The organism is Streptomyces sp. NPDC052773 (genome assembly GCF_044547145.1).
In the GTDB taxonomy this organism is placed as follows: Bacteria; Actinomycetota; Actinomycetes; order Streptomycetales; family Streptomycetaceae; genus Streptomyces.
The window spans coordinates 464,680-487,504 of record NZ_JBITZX010000004.1 but is presented as its reverse complement, the minus strand read 5'-3'; the positions used below and the strand labels follow the sequence as shown (position 1 = coordinate 487,504).

At 71.3% G+C, this 22,825-nt stretch carries 16 protein-coding genes and 2 pseudogenes; 5 read left to right on the top strand and 13 right to left on the bottom strand.

Annotation, left to right across the window (positions count from 1 at the left end):
* Positions 1-200: 200 nt before the first annotated feature.
* A complete protein-coding gene (locus ACIG0D_RS12625; protein WP_399799153.1) occupies positions 201-1,772 on the top strand; it encodes a polysaccharide lyase family 1 protein in 1,572 nt (523 codons plus the stop codon).
* A 76-nt stretch (positions 1,773-1,848) separates the two neighbouring features.
* Here the strand turns inward: ACIG0D_RS12625 and ACIG0D_RS12620 are convergent, their stop codons facing one another.
* The 10 genes from ACIG0D_RS12620 to ACIG0D_RS12575 all read right to left on the bottom strand — a co-directional run bounded on the left by ACIG0D_RS12620 (position 1,849) and on the right by ACIG0D_RS12575 (position 16,417).
* Positions 1,849-3,456, bottom strand: coding sequence for a carboxylesterase/lipase family protein (locus ACIG0D_RS12620; RefSeq protein ID WP_399799150.1), 1,608 nt, complete (start codon positions 3,454-3,456; stop codon positions 1,849-1,851).
* 174 nt (positions 3,457-3,630) lie between these two features.
* Positions 3,631-5,202: a DHA2 family efflux MFS transporter permease subunit gene (locus ACIG0D_RS12615; RefSeq protein WP_399799147.1), complete on the bottom strand. Its 1,572-nt coding sequence runs from the start codon at positions 5,200-5,202 to the stop codon at positions 3,631-3,633.
* A 167-nt stretch (positions 5,203-5,369) separates the two neighbouring features.
* Positions 5,370-6,062 (bottom strand): TetR family transcriptional regulator, encoded by a 693-nt coding sequence (locus ACIG0D_RS12610; protein WP_399799144.1) that lies wholly within the window; start codon positions 6,060-6,062, stop codon positions 5,370-5,372.
* A gap of 93 nt (positions 6,063-6,155) precedes the next feature.
* Positions 6,156-7,640, bottom strand: a complete 1,485-nt coding sequence (locus ACIG0D_RS12605) for an alpha/beta hydrolase (RefSeq protein WP_399799142.1) — start codon at positions 7,638-7,640, stop codon at positions 6,156-6,158.
* Positions 7,641-7,965: 325 nt separating this feature from the next.
* Positions 7,966-10,116: a discoidin domain-containing protein gene (locus ACIG0D_RS12600; protein ID WP_399799140.1), complete on the bottom strand. Its 2,151-nt coding sequence runs from the start codon at positions 10,114-10,116 to the stop codon at positions 7,966-7,968.
* A gap of 222 nt (positions 10,117-10,338) precedes the next feature.
* Positions 10,339-11,709, bottom strand: coding sequence for a GH1 family beta-glucosidase (locus ACIG0D_RS12595; protein WP_399799137.1), 1,371 nt, complete (start codon positions 11,707-11,709; stop codon positions 10,339-10,341).
* 76 nt (positions 11,710-11,785) lie between these two features.
* A complete protein-coding gene (locus ACIG0D_RS12590; protein WP_399799300.1) occupies positions 11,786-12,625 on the bottom strand; it encodes a carbohydrate ABC transporter permease in 840 nt (279 codons plus the stop codon).
* A gap of 85 nt (positions 12,626-12,710) precedes the next feature.
* Positions 12,711-13,703, bottom strand: coding sequence for a carbohydrate ABC transporter permease (locus ACIG0D_RS12585; RefSeq protein ID WP_399799134.1), 993 nt, complete (start codon positions 13,701-13,703; stop codon positions 12,711-12,713).
* A 5-nt stretch (positions 13,704-13,708) separates the two neighbouring features.
* Positions 13,709-15,025: an ABC transporter substrate-binding protein gene (locus ACIG0D_RS12580; protein ID WP_399799131.1), complete on the bottom strand. Its 1,317-nt coding sequence runs from the start codon at positions 15,023-15,025 to the stop codon at positions 13,709-13,711.
* Positions 15,026-15,643: 618 nt separating this feature from the next.
* A complete protein-coding gene (locus ACIG0D_RS12575) occupies positions 15,644-16,417 on the bottom strand; it encodes a hypothetical protein (protein ID WP_399799128.1) in 774 nt (257 codons plus the stop codon).
* A gap of 197 nt (positions 16,418-16,614) precedes the next feature.
* Here ACIG0D_RS12575 and ACIG0D_RS12570 point away from each other — a divergent pair, with 197 nt between their 5' ends.
* The 3 genes from ACIG0D_RS12570 (at position 16,615) to ACIG0D_RS12560 (ending at position 18,603) form a co-directional block, all read left to right on the top strand.
* Positions 16,615-16,905, top strand: coding sequence for a hypothetical protein (locus ACIG0D_RS12570; RefSeq protein WP_365766366.1), 291 nt, complete (start codon positions 16,615-16,617; stop codon positions 16,903-16,905).
* Between the two features lie 51 nt (positions 16,906-16,956).
* A complete protein-coding gene (locus tag ACIG0D_RS12565; RefSeq protein ID WP_399799126.1) occupies positions 16,957-17,868 on the top strand; it encodes an endonuclease/exonuclease/phosphatase family protein in 912 nt (303 codons plus the stop codon).
* Between the two features lie 219 nt (positions 17,869-18,087).
* Positions 18,088-18,603, top strand: a complete 516-nt coding sequence (locus tag ACIG0D_RS12560; RefSeq protein ID WP_399799124.1) for a GNAT family N-acetyltransferase — start codon at positions 18,088-18,090, stop codon at positions 18,601-18,603.
* Between the two features lie 177 nt (positions 18,604-18,780).
* On the opposite strand, the pseudogene ACIG0D_RS12555 reads toward ACIG0D_RS12560, so the two are convergent.
* A pseudogene (locus ACIG0D_RS12555) lies at positions 18,781-19,002 on the bottom strand (cytochrome P450); the annotation flags it as partial.
* A 170-nt stretch (positions 19,003-19,172) separates the two neighbouring features.
* A pseudogene (locus ACIG0D_RS12550) lies at positions 19,173-19,766 on the bottom strand (cytochrome P450); the annotation flags it as partial.
* Between the two features lie 199 nt (positions 19,767-19,965).
* Between ACIG0D_RS12550 and ACIG0D_RS12545 the strand changes: the two are divergent.
* Positions 19,966-22,230 (top strand): endonuclease, encoded by a 2,265-nt coding sequence (locus ACIG0D_RS12545; protein ID WP_399799121.1) that lies wholly within the window; start codon positions 19,966-19,968, stop codon positions 22,228-22,230.
* A 10-nt stretch (positions 22,231-22,240) separates the two neighbouring features.
* Here ACIG0D_RS12545 and ACIG0D_RS12540 read toward each other — a convergent pair whose 3' ends face one another.
* Positions 22,241-22,705: a Crp/Fnr family transcriptional regulator gene (locus ACIG0D_RS12540; protein WP_399799119.1), complete on the bottom strand. Its 465-nt coding sequence runs from the start codon at positions 22,703-22,705 to the stop codon at positions 22,241-22,243.
* Positions 22,706-22,825: the final 120 nt, after the last annotated feature.

Below are 22,825 nucleotides of genomic sequence, written 5' to 3'. Positions count from 1 at the left end.
TTTCCGGCGCGGCTCGGCACGCGGTCTTTTCCCGCTGCTGAAAACGCCTCAGATCTTGCCACTGCCCCGGGCGCGCCCTATCCTCCCCCGTCAGAAAGCGCTTTCCCCAGTGGCGTGCGGGGCCGCTGACGAAGCGAGTGCAGCAGTGCGTCCGGGTATCGCCCGGCGCTCGATGACGCATGACGAATGGGGAGACGACCATGAGACGACCAGCGGCCCTGCGACTCTACGCGGCGCTGGGCACGATGGCCCTCGCGGCCGCGACCGGTGCGGTTCTGTCGGCGCCGGGGGCGTCGGCGGCGGCGACCGGCAGCGCGACGGGTTTCGCGACGCAGAACGGCGGCACCACCGGCGGCGCGGGCGGGCAGACCGTGCGGGCCACGACGGGCACCGCGATCCACCAGGCCCTGTGCGGACGGGCCAGCAGCAGCACCCCGATCACCATCGAGGTGGAGGGGACCATCAACCACGGCAACACCAGCAAGGTGTCGGGGGCCAGTTGCAGCACCGCGGACGGGGTGATCGAGCTCAAGCAGATCAGCAACGTCACGATCGTCGGGGTCGGCAGTGGTGCGGTCTTCGATCAACTGGGCATCCACATCCGCGAGTCGAAGAACATCATCATCCAGAACGTGACCGTCCGGAACGTCAAGAAGTCCGGCTCGCCGACGTCCAACGGCGGTGACGCCATCGGCATGGAGAGCAACGTCCGCAACGTGTGGGTGGACCACGTCACCCTGGAGGCGTCGGGCGGGGAGTCGGAGGGCTACGACGGCCTCTTCGACATGAAGGACAACACCCAGTACGTGACCCTGTCCTACAGCGTCCTGCGCAACTCCGGGCGCGGCGGGCTCATCGGCTCCAGCGAGAGCGACGTCTCGAACGGGTACGTCACGTTCCACCACAACAAGTACGAGAACATCGACTCCCGGGCGCCCCTGCTGCGCGGTGGCATCGCCCACATGTACAACAACCACTACGTGAGCCTCAACGAGTCCGGGATCAACTCCCGGGCCGGTGCCCGCGCCAAGGTGGACAACAACTACTTCGAGGACTCCAAGGACGTCCTGGGCACCTTCTACACCGACGCGGCCGGCTACTGGCAGGTCAGCGGCAACATCTTCGACAACGTGACGTGGTCGGAGCCCGGCACCGACAACAACCCCGCCGGGCCGAACCCCCAGTCCAACACCACCGTCGGCATCCCGTACTCCTACCGCCTCGACGCCGCGAGCTGCGTGCCGGGCGTCGTGAGCCAGACGGCGGGCGCCAACAAGGGGCTGCGGGAGTCGGACGGCAACTGCACGCCGCAGACGCCGGCACCGACGCCGACCACCCCCACGCCGACCCCCACCACGCCCACTCCGACGCCGACCACCCCGGCGCCGACGCCGACCCAGCCCACCGGCACCAACCTCTCCATCGGAGCGGGCGCCGACGGCTCCAGCAAGGCCGACGGGACGAGCTACGGCAACGTGCGGGACGGCAACCTGAGCACCTACTGGTCGCCCGCCGGTTCCACCGGTGCGATCTCGGTCAAGTGGGGCTCTCCCACCACGGTGTCCACCATCAACATCCGTGAGACGGCGGCGGCCGCGGGCCGGATCGGCTCCTGGCGGGTCGTCAACGCCGATACGGGGGCAGTCCTGGCCACCGGCAGCAAGGCCGGGGTGATCGCCGTGCCCCGGACCACACTGAGCAAGATCACCTTCGAGATCACCGGCTCGAGCGGCACACCGCAGATCGCGGAGTACGAGACCTACGCCGGGTAGGGACAGCGCGCAGCCGCCCCCACCGGCACCGGAGACGGTGCGGGTGGGGGCGGTTCGTGCGGTTGGGTGGTGTCGTTCAGGAAGCCGGTCCGTTCCACAGGTCGCAGTGGTGGGCCCGCGGGAAGGTGTCCACCGCGGTGATGCCCTCCGGTGCGAGCGTCTGGACCTTCGGGTACTGGGGCCAGTGCGGCGCGTTCGCGGCGTACGGGACGCCGGTCCTGGCGAAGTTGGTCCAGTAGCCGAGCATCTTCTCGGACAGGGCGGTCTGGGCGGGGGTTCCCGTGACGCCGCCGAAGACGTAGCGGATCTCAGAGCCGTGGGGTGCGCCGAGGGGGAAGCCGACCGGGAGGTTCAGATAGTCCATGGAGTGCCGGTCCGCGAACTCGTACTGGTAGGACCGGGTGTGCTCGGCCATGAGGCCGGCGGTGCGGGACTGGAGGCAGGCGAACTGGGAGTCCGTGAGGACCGCGCCCAGCGCCTCGGCGGGTGAGCCGTGCTCCGACAGGGGGTAGCGGGCAAGGATCGTGTCCGTCCGGCCGCCGTACAGCGCGCGGACGGCCGCCGGGTAGCCCTCGGGGGTGAGGGTGCGGCCGGCGAGGTCGTAGGTGGTCGCGACGGTGAGCCGGCCCTCGTCGGCGGTGGTGCCCTGGAGGACGGGGACCCGGTGGAGACGTCCGCTCTCCAGCGCGTCCGTCACCTGCGACGGAAGGATCGCACCGTCGACGTTGGGCACCCAGCGGGCGGTGGGGCGGGCCGAGGCGGCGAGCAGTTCGGCGGCGGATTTCGCGCGCAGACAGGCGATGTCGGCGCAACCGATGGTGTCGGCCCAGGCCTTGCCGTTGTTCTGCTGCGACTCCTGGGTGGGCAGCGGGAAGCCGCAGCCGGACTGGGCGATGGCCCGGTCGAACAGGCCGGTGGCAGCGGGTGAGACGAGGTGCTGGCAGACGCTGCCGCCGCCCGCGGACTCGCCGAAGACGGTGACGTTGCCGGGGTCGCCGCCGAACGCCGCGATGTTGTCGCGCACCCAGCGCAGTGCGGCCTGCTGGTCGAGCAGGCCGTAGTTGCCGGACAGCCCTCGCGGCGACTCCGCCGCTAGCCCGGGGTGGGCGAGGTAACCGAACGCGCCGAGCCGGTAGTTGAGGTGGACGGTGATCACGTCACCCTTGGCGGCGAGGGTGCCGCCGTCGTAGAACGAGCCGGAGCCGACGGTGAAGCCGCCGCCGTGGATCCACACCATCACCGGGCGCTGCCGCGGCGAGGGCTGGGCGGGGGTGTGCACGTTCAGGTAGAGGCAGTCCTCGCTGGGGGTGCCGGGTCCGGCGAGGTTCCCCCAGGGCGTGGACGAGGGCTGCTGCATACAGGGGTTTCCCGGGGTGGTGGCGTCGCGGACGCCGGACCAGCGGGCGGGCGGGGCCGGCGGTTTCCACCGCAGGGATCCGACGGGTGGCACGGCGTACGGGATGCCGAGGTAGGAGTGGGCGGTCTCGCCCGTCTTGCCCCGCAGGAGTCCGTACCGGGTCGCGACCGTCGGGCCGTCGCCCGCGGCAGGGGCGGGAGCGGCGGCGGCCACCCCGGCGGCGGACAGCGGCGGCGCTCCCGACAGCAGCGCGCCGGACAGCAGCAGCACGCCGGACAGCAGCAGTGTGTGACTCCTTGTCAGATACCTTCTCAGTAAACCGGACATCGGCACCTCGGGTGCGGCTCGACGACATGGCCCGTGCAGTCTCGTCCCGCGGTGGGGACGCCGGACCGCGTAAATCACCAGTCCCGGCGACCGGAGGTGCCGTGGGCCGCAGCGGGGCGTCGGCGGCCGTGACGGCGGCCTCCGCCCCGCTCCCGCGGCGGGTGCGCTGCGGCCTCAGCCGACCTGGTCGGCGGGCTGCCGCGCGCCGGCCGTGGTGGTGGCGGACTCCTCCGCGAGCCGTTCCATGCCGCTGGTGGTCTTCAGCGGCTTCTCCTTGACGAAGAGGACGGCGACGAGGGCGAGCAGCGCGAAGGGCGTGGCGACGAGGAAGAGGTCTGCGGTCGCGACGCCGTAGGCGTGTTCCACGATGGCCCGCATCGGCGCCGGCAGGGTGGCCATGTCCGGGACGCCGCCGTGCCCGGCGGCCTGTCCGGTGCCGGTGGGGGTGCCGGTCTCAGCGAGGCTCCTGGTGATCTCGTCGGTGACGCGGTTGGCGAGGATCGCGCCGAGCACGCTGGTGCCGATGGTGCCGCCCATGCTGCGGAAGAACGACAGCACCGAGGTGGCGGCGCCGAGTTCGGCGGCGGGCACGTCGTTCTGCGCGGCGAGGACCAAGTTCTGCATCAGCATGCCGACGCCGATGCCGAGGATGGCCATGTAGAGGCTGAGCAGGGCGAAGTGGGTGTCGGTTCCGATCGTCGAGAGCAGGGCGAGGCCGGCGGTCATCACGGCGGCGCCCGCGACGAGGTACACCTTCCACCTGCCGGTGGCGCTGATGATCTGCCCGGCGATGGTGGAGGACACCAGCAGGCCCAGCACCATGGGCAGGCTCATCAGGCCCGCGATGGTCGCGGACTTGCCCAGGGAGACCTGGAAGTACTGGGAGAGGAAGACGGTGCCGCCGAACATGGCCACGCCGACGAGGAGGCTGGCGACGGTGGTGAGGGTGACCGTGCGGTTGCGGAAGATGCCCAGCGGGATGATCGGTTCGGCGGCGCGTGACTCGACGTACACGGCGATCGCGAGCAGGACGACACCCGCGCCGGTCAGGGCGGCGGTCTGCCAGGAGGCCCAGGCGAACCGGTTGCCGGCCAGCGAGACCCAGATGAGCAGCGCGCAGATGCCCGAGACGATCAGGAAGGCGCCCAGGTAGTCGATCTTCACGTCGCGGCGGCGGATGGCCGGCAGCTTCAGGGTGCGCTGGAGCAGCACGATGGCCAGCAGCGCGAACGGGACGCCGATGAAGAAGCACCAGCGCCAGCCGAGCCACGAGGTGTCCACGAGGACGCCGCCGATGAGCGGCCCGGCGACGGTGCCCACGGCGAAGACGGCGCCGAAGATGCCGGAGTACTTGCCCAGTCGGCGCGGCGGGATGATGGCCGCCATGACGACCTGCGCGAGCGCGGTGAGACCGCCCGCGCCGATGCCCTGCGCGACGCGGCTGAAGATGAGCAGACCCACCTCGTGGGAGAACCCGGCCAGCAGCGAGCCGACCACGAACATGCCCAGGGAGAGCTGGAGCAGCAGCTTCTGGTTGTAGAGGTCGGACAGCTTGCCCCACAGCGGCACGGTCGCCGTCATGGCCAGCAGTTCGGCGGTGACGACCCAGGTGTACGAGGACTGGCTGGCGCCGAGGTCGGCGATGATCCGGGGCAGGGCGTTGGAGACGACGGTGCCCGCCAGGATGGCGACGAACATGCCGGCCATCAGCCCGGACATCGCCTGGAGTATCTGCCGGTCGGACATGGCGGTGGGAGGCGCCTGCTCAGGCGCCGGTGTTGCGTTCACGGGGGTCTCTCTCGGTTCAGGGGCGTTCACGACAGGTCCGGGCAGGCGCCGGCGACGGCGCGGCGCGCCCGGGGACATATGGGGGTGGGGTGCCGTCCGAAGGGACGGCGGCCGATGAGAGGGCGTCAGGCCTGTCCGGTCGTCCCGGACGGTGCGCGCAGACCGGCGGCGAGATGGTCGAACGCCTCCTCGAAGACGTCCGCGAAGGGCCGTTCCTCCTGCCGCACGCACCAGTGCTCGAAGGCGACCCGGACGGCGGTCACGCCGACGGCGGCCAGCAGTCGCGGATACAGGTCCAGGGCGAGTCTGCGGCTGTCGTCGTCGGCGGGGGGTCCGGCGGGCGGTTCGGCGGGGGCGCCCCCGCCGAGCCGTTCGGCGAGGGTCTCGGCCAGCCCGAGTTCGTCGGAGGCGTACACACCGAGGCTGCGCACCAGGAGCCGCGGTGACCGGCGCAGCACCTCCGCGTGGAGCCGCCACAGCTCGTGCTGGTGCTCCACCTCCGCCAGCTCGGCGGCCATGGCCGCGCGCAGTGCCTGGAGCGGTGGGAGGTCCGCGGGGGCGGCGAGGACGGCGTGTTGGATCCGGGTGCGCGAGTCGGCGCCGATCATCACGAAGACGTCGTCACGGGAGTCGAAGTAGTTGAAGAACGTGCGGGGAGACACCCCCGCCGCCTCGCTGATCGCCTCGACGGTGACGTTCTCCGCCCCGTGCTCCGCCGCCAGCCGGACCGCCGCTTCCACGAGGGCGGCACGCGTCGCCCGCTTCTTGCGCTCACGCAGCCCGCCCTGCGGGGCACTGTCCTCTGTCACGTTCTGCATACTACGCAAACTTGCAGAGCCTGCAAAAAGCGACCCGGAGCAGGAAGGCCCCGGAGTCCGTGACACTCCGGGGCCTTCCTTTTCGCAAGCTGTTCAGGACGGCACAGCGGGGCACCTGGTGCCCCGTGGTGGAACTGCCAGGTCGGTGAGGTAGCCGTCCACGGTCTCCTCCATGCACGGGCCGCTGGTGACGCTGCCGTGCCCGTGGCCCTCGTAGGTGAGGAGCACGCCGCTGCGGCCGAGCTGCCGGGCCACCGAGACCGCCCACGGGTAGCCGGTGGCAGGGTCGTGCAGTGCGTTGGAGACCAGGATCGGCGGCGCACCGCGTGCGTCCAGACGGTGCTGTGGGTTGGCGGTCGGCGCACCCAGGCACGCCGCTGCCATGTGGATCGGCAGGAGGTACGGCAGGTCGGGCGCGGTCTTGTTCATCATGGCGACGAGCGAGGCGTACTGCCGGTAGTCGCGCACGGGCAGGTGCCAGTCCGAGCAGAAGACCGGCGTGGCAGAGGGCAGCGGCGCTGTCGAGGTAGGCGACGCGGGCAGTGGCTTGCTCGCGTCCATACCCGCGATCGCCGTGGCCAGGCCCGCGTAGTCGGCACCGTAGAACTTCCGGAACGCGATCTTGTTGACCAGATCCGAGGGCGACAGCGAGGTGCCCGGCTTCGCCGGGTCCTCCAGCTCGCCGCGCCCGGCCTGGGCCAGCAAGCCCTGCCAGACGTCGCGGACGTCGCGGCCGTGCAGCGCGCAGTCCGGGGCACCGTCGCACCACTTCACGAACTCCTGGAACGAGTCCTGTGCCGCGGCCGCCTCGGACCGCAGGAAGTCACGGGTGGTCGGGACGCTGTGGTCCATGACGCTCTCCAGCACCATCGCGCGCACGCGGCGCGGGTAGGTCTCGGCGTACTGGGCGCCGAGCAGCGTGCCGTACGAGCTGCCGTGGAAGGTCAGTTTCCGCTCGCCGAGGGAGGCCCTGAGGGTCTCCAGGTCCCGGACCGTCTGGGCGGTGTCGAGGTGGTCGAACACGGGGCCGGTACGGGCCCGGCAGTCGGCGCGGAGCCGCTTGTTGTACGCCATGGTGGCGTCGAAGTCCGCCTGGCTCTTCAGGTCCGGTGACGGCCGCTCGGCAAGCAGGTCGCCGGAGCAGGTCACCGGGTTGCTGTCGCCCACGCCGCGCGGGTCGAAGCTGACGATGTCGAACCTGCGGCGGACCTCGGGGCTGAACCGGCTGATACGGTCCACGACCGTCTTCACACCCGAGTCCCCCGGCCCGCCGGGGCCGAACACCATCGAGCCGACGCGTGCACCCGGGTCGGTGGCCTTGCGGCGGGCCACGGCCAGGTCGAGTGTCGGCCCGTCCGGGTGGGCCCAGTCGACCGGCACCGAAAGAGTGGCGCACTCTGCTCCCGGCTTCGCCGGGCCGTCACACGGTGCCCACCGCAGGGCGCCGGTGGCGGATGGCGCCGCGTGGACCGCGGGAGCGGCGGCGAGGCCGGTGAGTGCGGCCATGGCGGCTCCCACGGCCATGGCCGTGCCTCGCGTGGCGGTGCGCCGCGGTGCGGACCTGCCCCTGAACGGCATGGGTCCTCCTCGTGGAGAGAGCGGTTGTGTCAGGCGTGCGGACCCGGCCGGGGCACTGTCGTCACGTTAGGGGCACCGTCGTCGGTGCGGCGTTCCTGTCAGGGGGTTTTCCGGGTCGGGTCGGGGACCGCTCAGGGGCGTTCGGGGACAGCGCGAAGGCGGTCACGGTCGGCCCGTCGGCCGCTACGCCGGCCTCTGCGAGGAGGGAACCACCGCCGAGCGGCCGGCCAACAAGCTCGACGCAGGCCGGCTCGGCCGCCTGCCACCAGTCGGTGCGTCGACGGGACGCGCCGCGGGTGGGCGGCGCGTCCCGGGGTGAGGACCGTCAGGGGAAGGAGACGACGGTCGACGGGATGGTCTCGGTGCCCTGGGTGGGAGCGCCGACGTCGTTGATGACGTGTTCGAAGTGGCCGTTGCCGCCGAGGGAGACGGTGAGCAGGCTGTGGAACTTCACGCCGGGCTTCACCGGGGCTTTGAATCCGTGGTCCTGGCGGATCGTCGGGTCGACGTTGTAGTAGCAGTAGCTGCCCATGCCCCAGCCCTCGTGGGTGTTCACCGAGTCGTCGACACGGTAGGCGGCGTAGCCCTTGGTGGTGCCGTTCTGGATGGCGGCCTGGTTGGGGGCGTCGTACGCCTTCTCGTTCTGGAAGAAGACGGTGCGTCCGCGCTCGCCGTACCACTCGACGTCGTACTTGTTGAAGTGCTCGACGAACAGGCCGGTGGCCAGGACGTCGTCGCCGTTGACGCGGACGCCGTAGTCGGCGCGGTTGGTCTCCCAGCCGACGCCGTCGCCGTGGTCGGCGCGCCATACCCAGGTGTGGTCGATGATGGTGTCGTCGCTGTTGACGACCATGCTGGTGGTGGCCTTGCCGGCGCCCGCGCCGCCGATGCGGATGTAGACGTCCTGGACGGTGGTGGGGTTGGCGGAGTGGTCGGCGGAGGCGTTCTGCGGACCCACCTCCAGCAGGGTGGGCGAGTTGACCGGTCCGGCGTCGATGAGGAAGCCGGCGAGGCGTACGCCGTCCACGTCGGCGACGCGCAGGGCGGTCACGCCGTTGTCCGGGATGATGGTGGCGAGGCCCAGGCCGAGCACGATGGTGTCGGGCCGGTTGATCTCGATCGTCCGGTCGACGTGGTAGACACCGGGCGTGAACAGCAGGTGCAGGCCCTGCGCGAGCGCCTGGTTGATGGTGGCGGCGGTGGTGCCGGGCTTGACGACGTAGAAGCGGCTGAGCGGGATGGACTGGCCCTGCGGGGTGCCGCTCGCCCAGGTGGTGCCGCGGGCGTTCGTGCGCTTGGCGGGCGCGAACACCTTGTACTCGTTGCCGTCGAGGTAGAGGAACGGCTTCTCGCGGGAGATCGGGGTGGTGGCGAGGGTGGTGTAACGCGGCTCGGGGAAGCTGTTCGCCGGAGCGCCCTCGACGCCGGAGAAGACCTGGTTCCACACGGAGTTGGACCAGCCGCCGATCGAGCTGTCCCGGGTGTACCACTGCTGCTGCGAGTAGTTGCCGACCTGGCCGTCGATCTTCGAGTCGGCGATGTAGCCGCCGCTGGCCCAGCCGTAGCCGTTCGGGGCGAGGTTGAGGCCGCCCTTGACGTGCATCCGGCGGAAGGACGAGGCCTGGGAGACCGCCCAGCGGTTGGTGCCGTTGACCGGGTTGACCGCGAGGTTCTCGGCACCGCGCCAGAAGTTCTGGGTGGCGTTGCCGTTGAACCAGCCCGCGTCGACGGTGATGTCACCGTTGATGAGGGTGTCGTCGGGCTTCAGGCCGAGGCCCGCGATCTGGGTGTAGAAGCCGATCTGGGCGTTGAGGTTGTTGTAGGTGCCCGGCTTGAAGAGGAACGCGTGCCGGCCGGTGCCGAACTGCGCGGACTCCTGCTGCTTGAAGACCGCGTCGAGCTTGCCCTGGATGTCGGGGGTGGACGGGTCGATGACGTGCACGTTGGGGCCGAGGTCGCCGCCGCCGGGGAGCTGGGGGGTGTCGCCGGTGCTGCCGTAGACCTGGAACTCCCAGAGGGAGTAGCCGTAGCCGGTGGCGCGGGTGACGCCCTGGAGGCGGACGTAGCGGCCGGTGCCGGAGACCGCGAGGTCGTCGGTGCCGCCGTCGCCCGCCGTCACCGACCTGACGGTGCGCCAGTCGGTGCCGTTGTCGGACAGCTGGATGTCGTAGGCCTTGCCGTACGCCGCTTCCCAGGTCAGCACGATGCGGCTGATCTGGGCGCTGCGGCCCAGGTCCACCTGGAACCACTGGTTGTCGCTCCACTGGCTCGACCACCGAGTGCTCGTCAGGTTGCCGTCCACCGCGGCGGACGCGGCGAAGGCCGCCGCCTCGGTGGAGGAGGCCGTGGCCTGCCTGCCCTGGGAGAGCAGGACGGGCTCGGCGTGGGCGGTGGTCGCCGGGACGAGCGAGAGCAGTGTGCCGAGCAGGGTCGAGACCAGGGCGCCGACGGTGGCGCGTCTGGCTGCTGATGGCATGGGGGGCTCCTCAAGTGGGGAGGGGAGAAGGAGAGTTGAGAGAGCGCTCTCCGGGAACCTTGCCGCCCTGTCGGTGAACGGTCAAGCATCGCGGCACACTTTTCTTTAGGCTTGCCTTAAGCCTTCTTCAGCTTCCTCGCGGCCGGTTGCAACGCGACCGACCCGCTGCCGTTGGTGCTGGTGGCAGCGGGTGTGCGGGGGCGCGCGCGGCGGCCCGTCCGCTCAGGACACGGCCTCGCGGTGGGCGCGGATGATCTCCGCGTAGCGACGGCCACTGCTCTTCACGGTGCGCTTCTGCGTCGTGTAGTCCACGTGGACCAGGCCGAACCGCTTGTCGTAGCCGTACGCCCACTCGAAGTTGTCCAGCAGGGACCACGCGTAGTACCCGGCCAGCGGGACGCCCTTGCGCAGCGCGCGGGCACAGGCGGCAAGGTGGTCCTCCAGGTAGCGGATGCGCTCGGGGTCGTGGACGGTGCCGTCGGCTGCGACGGTGTCCGGGTAGGCGGAGCCGTTCTCGGTGACGAGGATGCGGCGTACCCCGTAGTCCTCGGTCAGCCGCAGCAGCATGCCCTCCAGGCCCGCCGCGTCGACCGGCCAGTCCATGCCGGAGCGCGGCACGCCCGGCACCTTGATCTCGCGGGCGTACGGAACGGGCCCCTCGGGGTCGTCGGCGACCACCGCCGGGAAGTAGTAGTTGAGGCCGTGCCAGTCGGTCGGGGTCGCCATCACCTCCAGGTCGCCGGGGCGTTCGGGCAGTTCGACGCCGTACAGATCGCGCATGTCGGCGGGGAAGCCGCGGCCGTGGACCGGGTCGAGCCACCAGCGGTTGGTGTGGCCGTCGAGACGGACGGCCGCGGCGGCGTCCTCGGGACGGGCGGAGGCCGGTTCGACGGTGGAGTGGTTGGTGACCAGGCCGATCCGGGCGCCGGGGGCGGCGGCGCGCACCGCCTGGACGGCCAGGCCGTGGGCGAGCAGGAGGTGGTAGGAGGCGTGGACGGCTGCGGTGAGGTCGGTCAGGCCGGGAGCCATCCTGCCCTCCAGGTGGCCGATCCAGCCGGAGCACAGCGGCTCGTTGAGGGTGGCCCACTGGGTGACCCGGTCGCCGAGCCGGTCCGCGACGACGGAGGCGTAGGCCGCGAGGTGTTCGGCGGTGTCGCGTCGCGTCCAGCCGCCGCGGTCCTGGAGGGCCTGGGGCAGGTCCCAGTGGTAGAGGGTGACCGACGGGGTGATGCCGGCGGCGAGCAGGGCGTCGACGAGCCGGTCGTAGAAGTCGAGGCCCGCCGGGTTGACGGGTCCGTCGCCGCCGGGCACGACCCGGGGCCAGGCCACGGACATCCGGTAGCCGTTGGTGCCCAGTTGCTTCATCAGGGCGATGTCCTCGGGCCAGCGGTGGTAGTGGTCGCAGGCCATGTCGCCGTGGTCGTCGTTGTCGACGTTGCCGGGGGTGTGGCTGAAGGTGTCCCAGATGGACGGGGCGCGGCCGTCCTCGGCCACCGCGCCCTCGATCTGGTAGGCGGATGTCGCGGTGCCCCAGGTGAAGTCGGCGGGGAAGGCCGCCAGGTCGAGGGCGTGCGGGGCTGCGGATTCGGACACGGAGAACCTTTCGGGAGGGAGGCAGGAGGCGGGTGCGGGGGCCTTGGGCCGGTGCTCTGCTACGGCGCCGCGTTCACTACTTCACGGCGCCCGCCGTCAGGCCGGTGATCAGATACCGCTGCAGGAGCAGGAATCCGGCGACGACCGGGACGCTCACCACGAGGGAGGCGGCCATGATCTGGTTCCAGTACACGTCGTTGAGCGTGGAGTAGCCCTGGAGGCCGACGGCGAGGGTGCGGGTGGTGTCGTTCGTCATGACGGAGGCGAAGAGGACCTCGCCCCAGGCGGTCATGAAGGCGTAGACGGCGACCGCGACGATTCCGGGCACCGCCGCCGGGACGATCACCCGGAAGAGCGCGCCGACCGGGCCGCATCCGTCGACCTTGGCGGCCTCGTCCAGGTCGCGCGGGATGGAGTCGAAGTACCCGATGAGCATCCAGATCGAGAACGGCAGCGAGAAGGTCAGATAGGTGAGGATCAGCCCGCCGCGCGATCCGAACAGGGCGATGCCGGTGGCGTTGCCGATGTTGACGTAGAGCAGGAACAGCGGCAGCAGGAAGAGGATCCCGGGGAACATCTGCGTGGAGAGCACGGTCACCGTGAACACGCGCCTGCCGCGGAACGAGTAGCGGCTGACGGCGTACGCCGCGAACACGGCGATGACCACCGAGCACACCGTGGCCGCGCCCGCCACGATCAGGGAGTTCACGAAGTACCGGGCGAGCGGCACCGTCGACCAGATGTCGATGTACGGCCGGATCGTCAGGCCGCTGGGCAGCCAGCGGAACTGCCCCGAGACGTCCGCGAGCGGCTTGAGCGAGCTGGACACCATGACGTACACCGGCACGAGCACGAAGCCGGCGAGCAGGGTGAGGAAGATCCGCCGGGTCCACAGGAACGAACGGGGCGGCGCCATGGGCGACCTGCGGGTCCGGCCGGTGGCGGTGGCCGTGACCGTGCCGGTGGCCGTGGCCGTGGCCTTGGCCTTGGCGGTCGTCGGGTTAGGCATCGGCGGTCCTCCGTCCGCGCGAGGTGACGGCCAGGTAGACGCCCGTCACGACCAGCAGGAAGAGCAGCAGCAGAACGGACATCGCCGAGCCCGTGCCGAAGTTCCAGGTCACGAAGGACGCCTGGTAGATGTGGACCGAGATGAGGTCCGCGGCCTGCGGGGCGGCCTTGCCGAACAGGACGTACGGCGTGTTGAAGTCGTTGAACGTCCACAGGAACAGCACCAGCACCAGCACCTGGTTGACGGGGCGCAGCGACGGCAGGGTGATGCGGCGGATCTGCTGCCACGTCCCGGCACCGTCCAGGGCGGCGGCCTCGTACAGCTCCCGTGGGATGTTCTGCAATCCGGCCATCACGATGAGGAAGGCGAACGGCCAGCCCTTCCACACCGAGACGGTCAGCAGCGCCCAGAAGCTGTTGTCGCCGATGAGCCAGAAGGACGGCTTGTCGGTGAGGCCGAACTGGTCGTGCAGGACGTGGTTCACCAGGCCGTTGTCGTGCTGGAACATGAACACCCAGGTGATGACCGCCGTGTAGACGGGCAGCGCGTACGGCACGAGGAAGAGCGCGCGCAGCAGGCCCCGGCCGCGGAAGGCGTCCTGGAGGCAGATCGCCGCGGCCGTGCCGATCAGCCAGCACAGGCCGACCGACAGCAGGGTGAAGCCCACGGTGACGAGGAAGGAGTGCAGCAGGGCCTCGCCGACCGGGGCGTCGAAGTCGACGGACACCGTGTAGTTGTCGAGGCCGGACCAGGGGGCGGCGCCCCAGTCGCGGATGTGGAACTGGGTGAGCTGTTTGAAGCTCATCACGATGCCGACGGCCATCGGCACCAGGTGGACGAGGAGTTCGAGGACGAGGGCGGGCAGCAGGAGCAGATACGGCAGTCCGATGCGGCGGAGCCGCCCGGTGCGGCGGCGGGGAGTGCCCGGAGGCGCCGCACCGGGGGTGCTCTCGCGCACCGCCTGCTCGGCGGTGGTGGTGGTCATCGCGCTCACTTCGCCGGCATCTGCTGCTGGGCCTTCTCCAGCTTCGCCTTCACCGACTCCGCGGTCACCGGGCGGCCGGCGGCGGCGTCCGCGAACAGCTCCTTGACGGCCGTACCGACCGCCGTCTCGAACTGCGACTCGTCGGGCACCTGGGGCAGGGCGGCGGCGCTGCGCGCGAGGGTGTCCTTCAGGACGGTGTTCGCGGGGGTGTCGAAGGCGGGGTCGGACTGGGCGGCCTTGACCGGCGGGATGGTGCTGTAGGCCTTGTTGAGGATCTTCTGCTCCTCGTCGCTGGTCATGAACTTCACGAACTCGGTGGCGCCGTCGAGGTTGTCGGTGTTCTTGAAGACGGCGAGGTTGATACCGGCGACCATCGAGTTGACCTGGGTGCCGCTGCCCGGGGCGCCGGACTGCACGGGCACGGGGGCGACGCCGTAGGCGTCCTCGCTCATGCCCTGCGACTTCAGGTTGGCGGAGGCGGACTGCCACAGCAGCATCGCGGTACGGCCCTTGGCGAAGTCGCTGACGGACTGGTTCTGGGCGTACTCGGCGTTGCCCGCCGGGATGACCTCGTCCTCGGCCATCAGGTCGACGTACTGCTCGACGGCCTTGACCACGCCCTCGTTGGTGAAGTCCGGCTTGCCGTCGGGGGTGAAGAAGTCGGCGCCGTGCTGCTTGGCGAAGACGAAGACGTGGTGGATGTTCTCCGCGACGTTGGCGCCCTCGGCACCGAGGACCTGCTTGCCCTGCTTCTGGATCTTCTTCCCGGCGTCGACCAGCTCGGCCCAGGTGGCGGGCGGCCGGGCTATGCCGGCGTCGGCGAAGATCTTCTTGTTGTAGTAGAGGGCGTACGCCATCGAGTACAGCGGCACCGCGGCCGGGTCCTCGCCGGATACACCGGTCGAGCCGAGCGCGGAGTCGACGAAGCGGTCCCTGCCGCCGATCTTCGCGAAGTTCTTCTCGTCCCACGGCAGCAGCGCGCCGGTCGACTGCAGGGACGCCGACCATGTGTTGCCGATGTTGAGGACGTCCGGGCCCTGGCCGGAGGTGGTGGCGGTGAGGATCCGGTTCAGCAGATCCGACCAGGGCACGACCTCCAGTTCCACCTTGATGCCGGTCCGCTTCTCGAACTTGTCGAGTTCCGGCTGGAGGACCTTCTTGTCGACCTCGATGCTCGCGCCCTGGTTGGAGGCCCAGTACGTGAGGGTCTTCGGCGAGTCGTTGGAGCCCTCACCGGTCGCGCTGCCACCGCCGCAGGCCGTGGCGGTGAGCGCGAGGGACAAGGTGACGGCACCGGTGAGTGCGGCTCTGAGTCTGCGCATGCTCCTGGGACCCTTCCGGGGAAACGGCGTGGCGAACCGGCACGGCGAGCGCCCCGCGACAGGTCGCCGTACCGACTTAATTTATGGCGTGAGTTAATAGCCGCGCGGAGAGCGCGTCAAGGTCTCGGGGGCGGGTATGTCGCGCCGGGCGCCGTCGATCGCCGGGGCGCCGCCCTCGCGGAAGCCGACGGCACGGCGCGTGACCTGCGGCGCGGACGCCGCACCCGGCGTTGTGCAACGGTTGTGTTGCGACGGGCGGTTCAGCCGTCCGCCCGCCCCGGCGGCACTGCCCGCGGGCTCAGGACGCCGCGGGCAACGGCCGTTCGAAGACGACCATGGTGCGGCCGGGGCCGTCGTAGTCCTCCACGATCCGGGCCTCGAAGCCGAGGCTGCGATGGAAGGCGACGGAGCCGGTGTTCCCGATGGACGGGATGGCCTTCAGCCGCCGTGCGCCCTGCCGCCGCGCGGCCTGTTCGAACGCGCGTACAGACGCCGCCCGAGCCCGTACCCCGGGCGTCGTCCCGGACGGTGATCAGATGCGCCGTAACTGGTCGCGTCCGGGGTGACGAAGCCGAAGACACTGTGCCGGCCCGAGCGATCTCTGCGTCCATGGGGCGATCATCTCGACCCCTCGTTGGTGCAGGGAGGGTGAAAGGCCGTCAGGTCCGCGCGGTGCATGGCCGACGGGGTCGGGTCGTCGGTCTCCTCGGCGACGACGACGTACCGCCGGTTCCCGGAGTCCAGCTTGCGGTCGAGGCCGTGTTCGCCGCCGAGGCGGGCCTCGGTCGCGTACACGCCGTCGCCTTGGTGGCGGTAGGCGGCGAGGTCCGGGTACCGGTCCCCGTCGTAGTCGGCGACGGCCACGGCGCGCGGCTCGTTCAGGTCGACGTGGCGGTCGCTCTGTCCGCGCCCGCGCGACGAGAACGGTCCGAAGCGGAGTTCGGAGACGTCCGGCTCGATCGGGTCGTCGCCCCGGAACTCGCCGGTGGCGGCGACGAAGAGGTCCATCCAGCCGTCGCGGTCGAAGTCGGCGACGACGGCGAGCACGTCCTTGGCGTCCTCGCCGCGGTCGCCTACGAGGTCCCTGGGGCGCACCGTAGTGCCGTCGGCGTCGCGTTCGCCTTCACCGTCGTCGTCTCGTTCGCCGTCGCCGTCGCGTGCGGTGTCGCCGTCGCGTGCGCCGTCCTTCGCGCCGAAGGTGAGGGTGAGGCCCGCGCCGGTGAGGTCGGCCTTCGAGGCGTGGTCGGCCGTACCGTCACCGTCGAAGTCGGCGACGAGGCCGCCGGACGCTGTCACGCAGGTGGCGATCGCCGGTCCGGCCGTCGGGCGCGGTGGCGGATCGCCCCGGCCGTCTCCGCACGCGGCGACGAGGGCGACCGCGAGCGCGAGCATCGCGGGGCGGTGTGCCCGTCCGACCGTCCGTTCCCCGCCCACACGCACGTGGTGACCGCCTCTCCCCCCGCCTCGATCGCAAGCCAGTTCACACGCTACTTCGCGCGTTCGGGGAACGGATACACACCCCTCGGACCCGGTCGGATCGTCCCCGTGTCGCGGCCGGGACCGCCCCGTGATCCCCATAGGATCCCGGCGTGGCACACACCATCGACGAGCTCGTGGAGCTACAGCGGGCAGCCAATGCCGCATACGCCGAGATGCAGCGCATCCGGGACGCCTTCGGCAAGCCGACCGAGGGCAGGTGGGCCGCCGAGCAGCACACCGAGTGGGAGACTGCCTGGCGGGCCTGGAGCGACCTCTCCCGCCAGGTGCAACTGGCCGTCACCGAGCACGCGGAGGCCGAGGGCACACCGCGGAGCAAGGTGGAGGCGGAGGTCCAGCGCAGAGCCCGGCAGCCGGAGCCGGGCGGGACCGACGCGTCGTAAACGGGGGGCGGGGGGCGCAGGGTGCGGTGGCGGGTTTCGAGGGAAGGCCGGGTGCTCGCCGGGCTCGCGGTGTTCACGGCCGGGCTGCTGCTTCTGCACCGCGCGATACCCAACTCCGTGGGCCGCATGGGCAGTCTGCTGGAAACGTTCCTGCCGTGGCTGGGTGCGGTGGCCGCGCTCCTGTTCTGCCTCGCGCTGCTGCGCCGCTCGGTCCTGGCCCTCGTGGCGTCGCTGCTGCCGGTGGCGGCGTGGACGTATCTCTTCGGCGGGCTGCTGCTGCCCGGTGCCGAGACGGGCGGGCGCGGCCTGCTCGTGGTGCAGCACAACGTCGGTGACGACAACCCCGACCCGGCGGGCACCGCCCGCGCCCTCGCCCGGGCCCGGCCCGACCTGATGGCGCTCGAGGAGCTGGTCCCGCCGGCGCTGGGGGTCTACGAACGGATCCTCGCCGCCGATTACCCCTTCCACGCCGTCCGGGGCACCGTCGGAATCTGGTCGAGGTATCCGCTGCGCGACGTCCGGGCGGTGGACATCAGGCCCCGGACCATCACGGAGCCGTGGAGCAGGGGGCTGCGGGCCGTGGTGCGCGCGCCGCAGGGCGAGCTGGCCGCGTACGTCGCCCATCTGCCCTCGGTCCGGGTCCGGGCGAGCGGCCTCGCGTCGGCCGCGCGGGACGAGAGCGCCCGGCTGCTGGGGGATGCCGTCGCCGCCGAGGAGTTGCGGACGGTGATCCTGCTCGGCGACCTCAACGGCACCGTCGACGACCGTGGCCTCGCCCCGCTGACCACGCGGCTGGCCGTGCCGCGCCGGGGCTTCGCCTTCAGCTACCCGGCCGCCTTCCCGCTGGCCCGCATCGACCACGTCATGGCGCGCGCGGCGACCGTCGGACGTATCCGCGCGCTGCCCGGCACCGGCAGCGACCACGTGCCGGTGGCGGCCCGTGTGAAACCGCTTGGCAGCTGAAGGCGACGGTCTGTACGGTGGGGCCGTTCGTGTCGATCGGGGCGAAGAGAGAGCTGGGAGGTGAGGCGGATGACCGCGTTCGAGGCCACCGCGTCCGGCGTCCGGGTCCCGCTCACGTCCCGGGTCGTGGCCTGACCCCGTCCTGTCCGTCCTCGCCGGGAGCGTGAGCTCGCGAGGACCGTCACACGAACACTTCTACGGAACGGATCCGTATCTGTCATGAGCGACACCTCCTGGATCACGCGCGCCGAGACACCCGGCGACACCGCCGCCATCCGTGAGATCCTTCTCGCCGCCTTCCCCACCGCGGAAGAGGCGGACCTGGTCGACGCCCTGCGCGCCGACCCGGCCGCGTGGATCGACGGACTGTCCGTCGTCGCCGAGGACGAGAGCGGCCGGGTCGCCGGTCACGCGCTGCTGACCCGTTGTCATATCGGCGAGGTTCCGGCCCTCGCCCTCGCCCCGTGCGCCGTGCGGCCGGAGCGGCAGCGCACCGGCGCGGGCTCGGCGGCCATCCGCGCCGCCCTGCGCGCGGCCACGGACGCGGGCGAGCGGTACGTCGTCGTCCTGGGACACCCGGGCTACTACCCGCGGTTCGGCTTCACCCGCGCCTCCGCCCACGGCATCGCGCTGAGCATCGACGTCCCGGACGAGGCCCTGATGGCCCTCGCCCTCGACCCCGCGCACCCGCTGCCCGGCGGCACCGTCCGCTACGCCGCGGCCTTCGGTATCTGACCGGCCCGCCGGGCGGGGGCACGCCGGTGCCCCCGCCCGGCGCTCCACGGCGCCTCGGCTCCGCAGGTCCCGGTGGAGGGGCGGTCGTTCACCGGCGAGGAACGATCCTCGGGTGGCCTGGACGCGTTCGGGGGGCCAGCGGTCCGGGTCAAAGGTGTCGGCGTCGGGGAAGTGGGCCGGGTCGTGCTGGTGGAGGTAGGGGCTCCATACGACGTCGGCGCCGGCCGGGATGCGGTGGCCGCCGAGGTCCATGTCCCGGGCGGCGGTGCGGGTCACCATCCACGCGGGTCCGTACTTGCGGATGGCCTCCTGCAACACCCGGCGCGCGTAGGTGAGTTGTTCCACGTCCTCGTAGCGCAGGGTCCGGTCCTGGCAGACGGCGGCGAGTTCGGCGCGCAGCCGGTGCTCGACCAGCGGGTGATCCAGGACGGCAGGACGGTCTGGCGGATGGTGCCCTTCATGATGGCGGGCATCAGGGCGGTGAACTCGGTCCGCAGCCGCGGCGGGAGGTCCGTGCCGAACAGGGCGACGAGGAACGCGGCGAGGGTGATGTCGTTCATGTCCGCGTAGACGTCGCGGGGTTGGTCCTCCGGCCAGGCGGCGACCATCTCCCGCACCTGGGCGATCATGGCCTCGCCGCGGGTGGCGATGTGGGCCTTGTTGAACATCGGCTGCATCAGACGCCGGTTGCGCAGGTGGGTTTCGCCGTCGGCGACCGTGGCCAGCCCGTCGCCGAAGAACACCCGCAGCGCGTCGATGATCTTGCCGCCCTTGGTGTAGTGGGCGGCGTCGGTGACCAGGACGCGGCGGGTGAGGGCGGGGTCGGTGACGACGTAGGCCGGTGTGGGGCCTATGTGGATGCGGACGACGCTGCCGTGTTCGCGCAGTGAGGTGATGAACGGCAGCGGGGTGCGGGCGAGATGGTGGGCGTGGCCGATCAGGGGCAGACCGGCGCGGTCGGTGTGGGGGTGGGTGTCGCCTGGGTGCTCACTGTGTTCGGCGCTCCTGTTGTGGGCTGGGGGCGAGGTGCGGCCGATGCATTCCCAAGATCCACGTCGGCAATGCGGCCCCGCGGTGATCACTGCGTCACATCGCGGGCCGCTGCCGGCCGACGGGGTTTTCCGACGCGGTGCCCCCGTCTCTTTTGCGGGCGTTTCCCACATCTGCAAGCATCGATAAGAGGAATACCTGTGTGAATAACGGCGCGCGGTCCGCCATCGCGCGCCCGAGCGGCAGACCCGACGCCTTCACCGGACACCGTCCCGCCTGTCCCCCAAGAACCGTGTCCTCGGGACACGACTCCCCCAAGAACCCTGTCCCCGGGACGCGACCGCCACATCACAGCAGGCCAGGAGGCGGATCATGGCCACGGCGGAACTCGCTTCCGAACGAGAGTCGGCCTATCTGTCGCAACTGACGATGGCCGCGGCGCGCTATGCGAACCGCACCGGGCAGCGGGAGAGAAACCAGTCCGTTCTCGAGACGCGGGGCGTGCTCTACGCGGACACTCCGGAGCGCGTCGAGAGGCGGCTGGCGCGGCTCGGCGCCGACTGGTCCCTGGTGCGGGCGATCGAGCTGACGCCGACGGAGCCCGCGAGCAGCGCGGGAAGCACCCTGCAACTGCCCCCGGAGACCTTCACCAGTGAAGTGCTGGGCCTGGAGCGGCTCATCGGGCGCAACAACCTCACGCCCGTCGCGTTCCTGGAGGCCGGTGTCGAGGTCTCCCGCGCGGTCGGCCGGATCACCATCAGCGGGCCGGGCGGCGGTCACGGCACCGGCTTCATGGTGTCCCCGTCCCTGCTGCTGACCAACAACCACGTGCTGCGCGGGGTACCGGAGGCGAGCCGCAGCAAGGTGGCGTTCGCGTTCCAGGACTGCGCCGACGGCAGACCGCTGGTGCCGGCGGTCTTCGCCTTGGAGCCGCAGCGGTTCTTCGTCACCGACCGGGCGCTGGACTTCAGCGTGGTGGCGGTGGCCCCGCGCGGTGTCCAGGGCGAGTCACTGTCCTCGTTCGGCTGGCTGACCGTCAGCGAGGCGCAGGGAAAGCTGGTCATCGGGGAGTTCGTCAACATCATCCAGCACCCCAGGGGCGAGCCGAAGCAGATCGCGCTGCGCGACAACCAGGTCGTCGACGTGCTGGAGCGGTTCCTGCACTACGAGTCCGACACCCGTGAGGGTTCGTCGGGTTCTCCCGTTTTCAACGACCAGTGGGAGGTCGTCGCGCTGCACCACTCGGCCGTCCCGAAGACCGACGCCGAGGGCCGGCCGCTGAGCGTCGACGGCACGGTGTGGCGGCCGGAGATGGGCGAGCAGCAGGTGGCGTGGCGGGCCAACGAGGGCGTGCGGATCAGCCGTGTCCTCGAGGCGCTGCACAAGGTGACGCTGACCGGTGACGCGGCCCGGCTGCGGGACGAGGTGTTCACCGCCGGGCTCACCGCCTCCCCGGTGACGACCGCGCCGCCCCCGCCCGCGCCCACCACGCCGACGCCCGCTCCCCCGCTCACGCCCACCCTCCCGGGCACCGACGGAACCGAGGGCCAGGCCCGGGAACGGGCCCGCACCACCGACGGCACCGCCCAGCTCACGCTCCCCCTGCGGATCACCGTGGGCTTCGACACCCCCACGTCCCCGCCGGCCACCCTCCTCGCCACCCTGCGCGCACCGGCACCCTCACCGGCGCTGACCACCGAGGCCCCGCCACCGCCCACGGCGCCCACTACCGCGCCCCCGCCGCCCCCGGCCGGGCCGGCGGACATCGCGTCGTCGGTCGACAGGAGCGCGGAAGCGGCCCTCCTCAACCACCGGCTCGCGCAGGAACGCCCCTACTACGACGGGCCCGCGGACGCCGCCGCACGCGAGGCGTACTACGCGGACGTCCGCACCGGCGACGGGGACGCGCTGCGCCGGGCGCTGACCGACCTGCTGACGAGCACCCACACTCCCCGGCCCCGCTACGACCCGACGAGGATGGTGTATCCCTGGGTCGACCTGCACAAGGACCGCAAGCTGCGCAGCATCTACTCCGGCCGGACCTTCACCGCCGAGGAACTCATCCGCGCCGACGCGGCCGTCGCGAAGGCCCGGCTGGCCCGCGTGCGGGAACTGCTGCTCCAGGAGAGCACCGCGGGACCGGCCGAGTTCGCGGCGGAGTTCGACGCTCTGGAGAAGTCGATGCCGTTCAACTGCGAGCACGTGGTGCCGCAGTCGTGGTTCGCCCACCGCGAGCCGATGCGGGGCGACCTGCACCATCTGTTCGCGTGCGAGGTGGGCTGCAACAGTTTCCGCGGCAACTTCCCGTTCTTCGACTTCCCGCACTTCATGGAGGCGGTCCGGGACGACTGCGGGATGCGCGAGAACGTGGGGTTCGAGCCCGAGAACGGCAAGGGCGCCGCCGCCCGCGCCACCCTGTACTTCCTGCTCCGCTATCCGCGCGAGGTCGGCGACGCCGAACGCGAGTTCCCGAAGGACCGGCTGCCCGTCCTGCTGCGCTGGCACGAGACCGAGGCCGTCACCGAGTACGAGCTGCACCGCAACGCGGCCATCGCCCAGCTCCAGGGCAACCGGAACCCGCTGATCGACCACCCCGAGTGGGCCCGGGAGATCGACTTCACCGGCGTCTGGCCCTGACCGAGGCCGGTCAGCCGGGGATGCCGCTGCCGTGGGGGGCGTACAGCTCGAGCAGGCGGACCCGGGCCGCGTGGAGCCGGTGGGAGAGCACCAGGCCGACCCAGCGCGCGACCGCCTCCGCGAACCTCGGATCGGCGCGGAACAGCTCCCGGACGGCTCCGGCGTCGAACTCCCAGGCGCGTACCGGCGTCACCGCCTCGGCGCCCATGTGCCAGACGCGCGGTGAGAACAGCCAGGACCAGCCGACGAGGTCGCCGAACCCGAGGGTCGCGATGACGGCCGGGCGGCGTCCGGGGACGCGTACGTCGAGGGCGACGGTCCCGGTGCGGACGATCCAGAAGCGGTCGGCCCGCCCGCCCTCGTCGAACAGCCGGCTGCCCTGCGGAATGCTCACCTCGCGGGCGAGGGCCATCAGCGTGCCCCGGTGTTCGGCGGGCAGGGACCGGGTCAGACGGGGCGTGGTCGTGGTGGTCATGACTGCACCTCCTCGTGCGGCGGCCGGACCCCCGACCCGCCGCTCTACGGCACCTGCGTCCAGCCTCGGGCAGGGGGACGGCCGGGGGCTTGGGCCGAGCGGCCCTGAGTGGGGTGCCGT

Excerpts from the sequence above, each read along its gene's own strand:
- ACIG0D_RS12625 (WP_399799153.1), top strand. The coding sequence starts at position 201 with ATGAGACGACCAGCGGCCCTGCGACTCTACGCGGCGCTGGGCACGATG.
- ACIG0D_RS12620 (WP_399799150.1), bottom strand. The coding sequence starts at position 3,456 with ATGTCCGGTTTACTGAGAAGGTATCTGACAAGGAGTCACACACTGCTG.
- ACIG0D_RS12615 (WP_399799147.1), bottom strand. The coding sequence starts at position 5,202 with ATGTCCGACCGGCAGATACTCCAGGCGATGTCCGGGCTGATGGCCGGC.
- ACIG0D_RS12610 (WP_399799144.1), bottom strand. The coding sequence starts at position 6,062 with ATGCAGAACGTGACAGAGGACAGTGCCCCGCAGGGCGGGCTGCGTGAG.
- ACIG0D_RS12605 (WP_399799142.1), bottom strand. The coding sequence starts at position 7,640 with ATGCCGTTCAGGGGCAGGTCCGCACCGCGGCGCACCGCCACGCGAGGC.
- ACIG0D_RS12600 (WP_399799140.1), bottom strand. The coding sequence starts at position 10,116 with ATGCCATCAGCAGCCAGACGCGCCACCGTCGGCGCCCTGGTCTCGACC.
- ACIG0D_RS12590 (WP_399799300.1), bottom strand. The coding sequence starts at position 12,625 with ATGGCGCCGCCCCGTTCGTTCCTGTGGACCCGGCGGATCTTCCTCACC.
- ACIG0D_RS12585 (WP_399799134.1), bottom strand. The coding sequence starts at position 13,703 with ATGACCACCACCACCGCCGAGCAGGCGGTGCGCGAGAGCACCCCCGGT.
- ACIG0D_RS12580 (WP_399799131.1), bottom strand. The coding sequence starts at position 15,025 with ATGCGCAGACTCAGAGCCGCACTCACCGGTGCCGTCACCTTGTCCCTC.
- ACIG0D_RS12575 (WP_399799128.1), bottom strand. The coding sequence starts at position 16,417 with ATGCTCGCGCTCGCGGTCGCCCTCGTCGCCGCGTGCGGAGACGGCCGG.
- ACIG0D_RS12560 (WP_399799124.1), top strand. The coding sequence starts at position 18,088 with ATGAGCGACACCTCCTGGATCACGCGCGCCGAGACACCCGGCGACACC.
- ACIG0D_RS12545 (WP_399799121.1), top strand. The coding sequence starts at position 19,966 with ATGGCCACGGCGGAACTCGCTTCCGAACGAGAGTCGGCCTATCTGTCG.
- ACIG0D_RS12540 (WP_399799119.1), bottom strand. The coding sequence starts at position 22,705 with ATGACCACCACGACCACGCCCCGTCTGACCCGGTCCCTGCCCGCCGAA.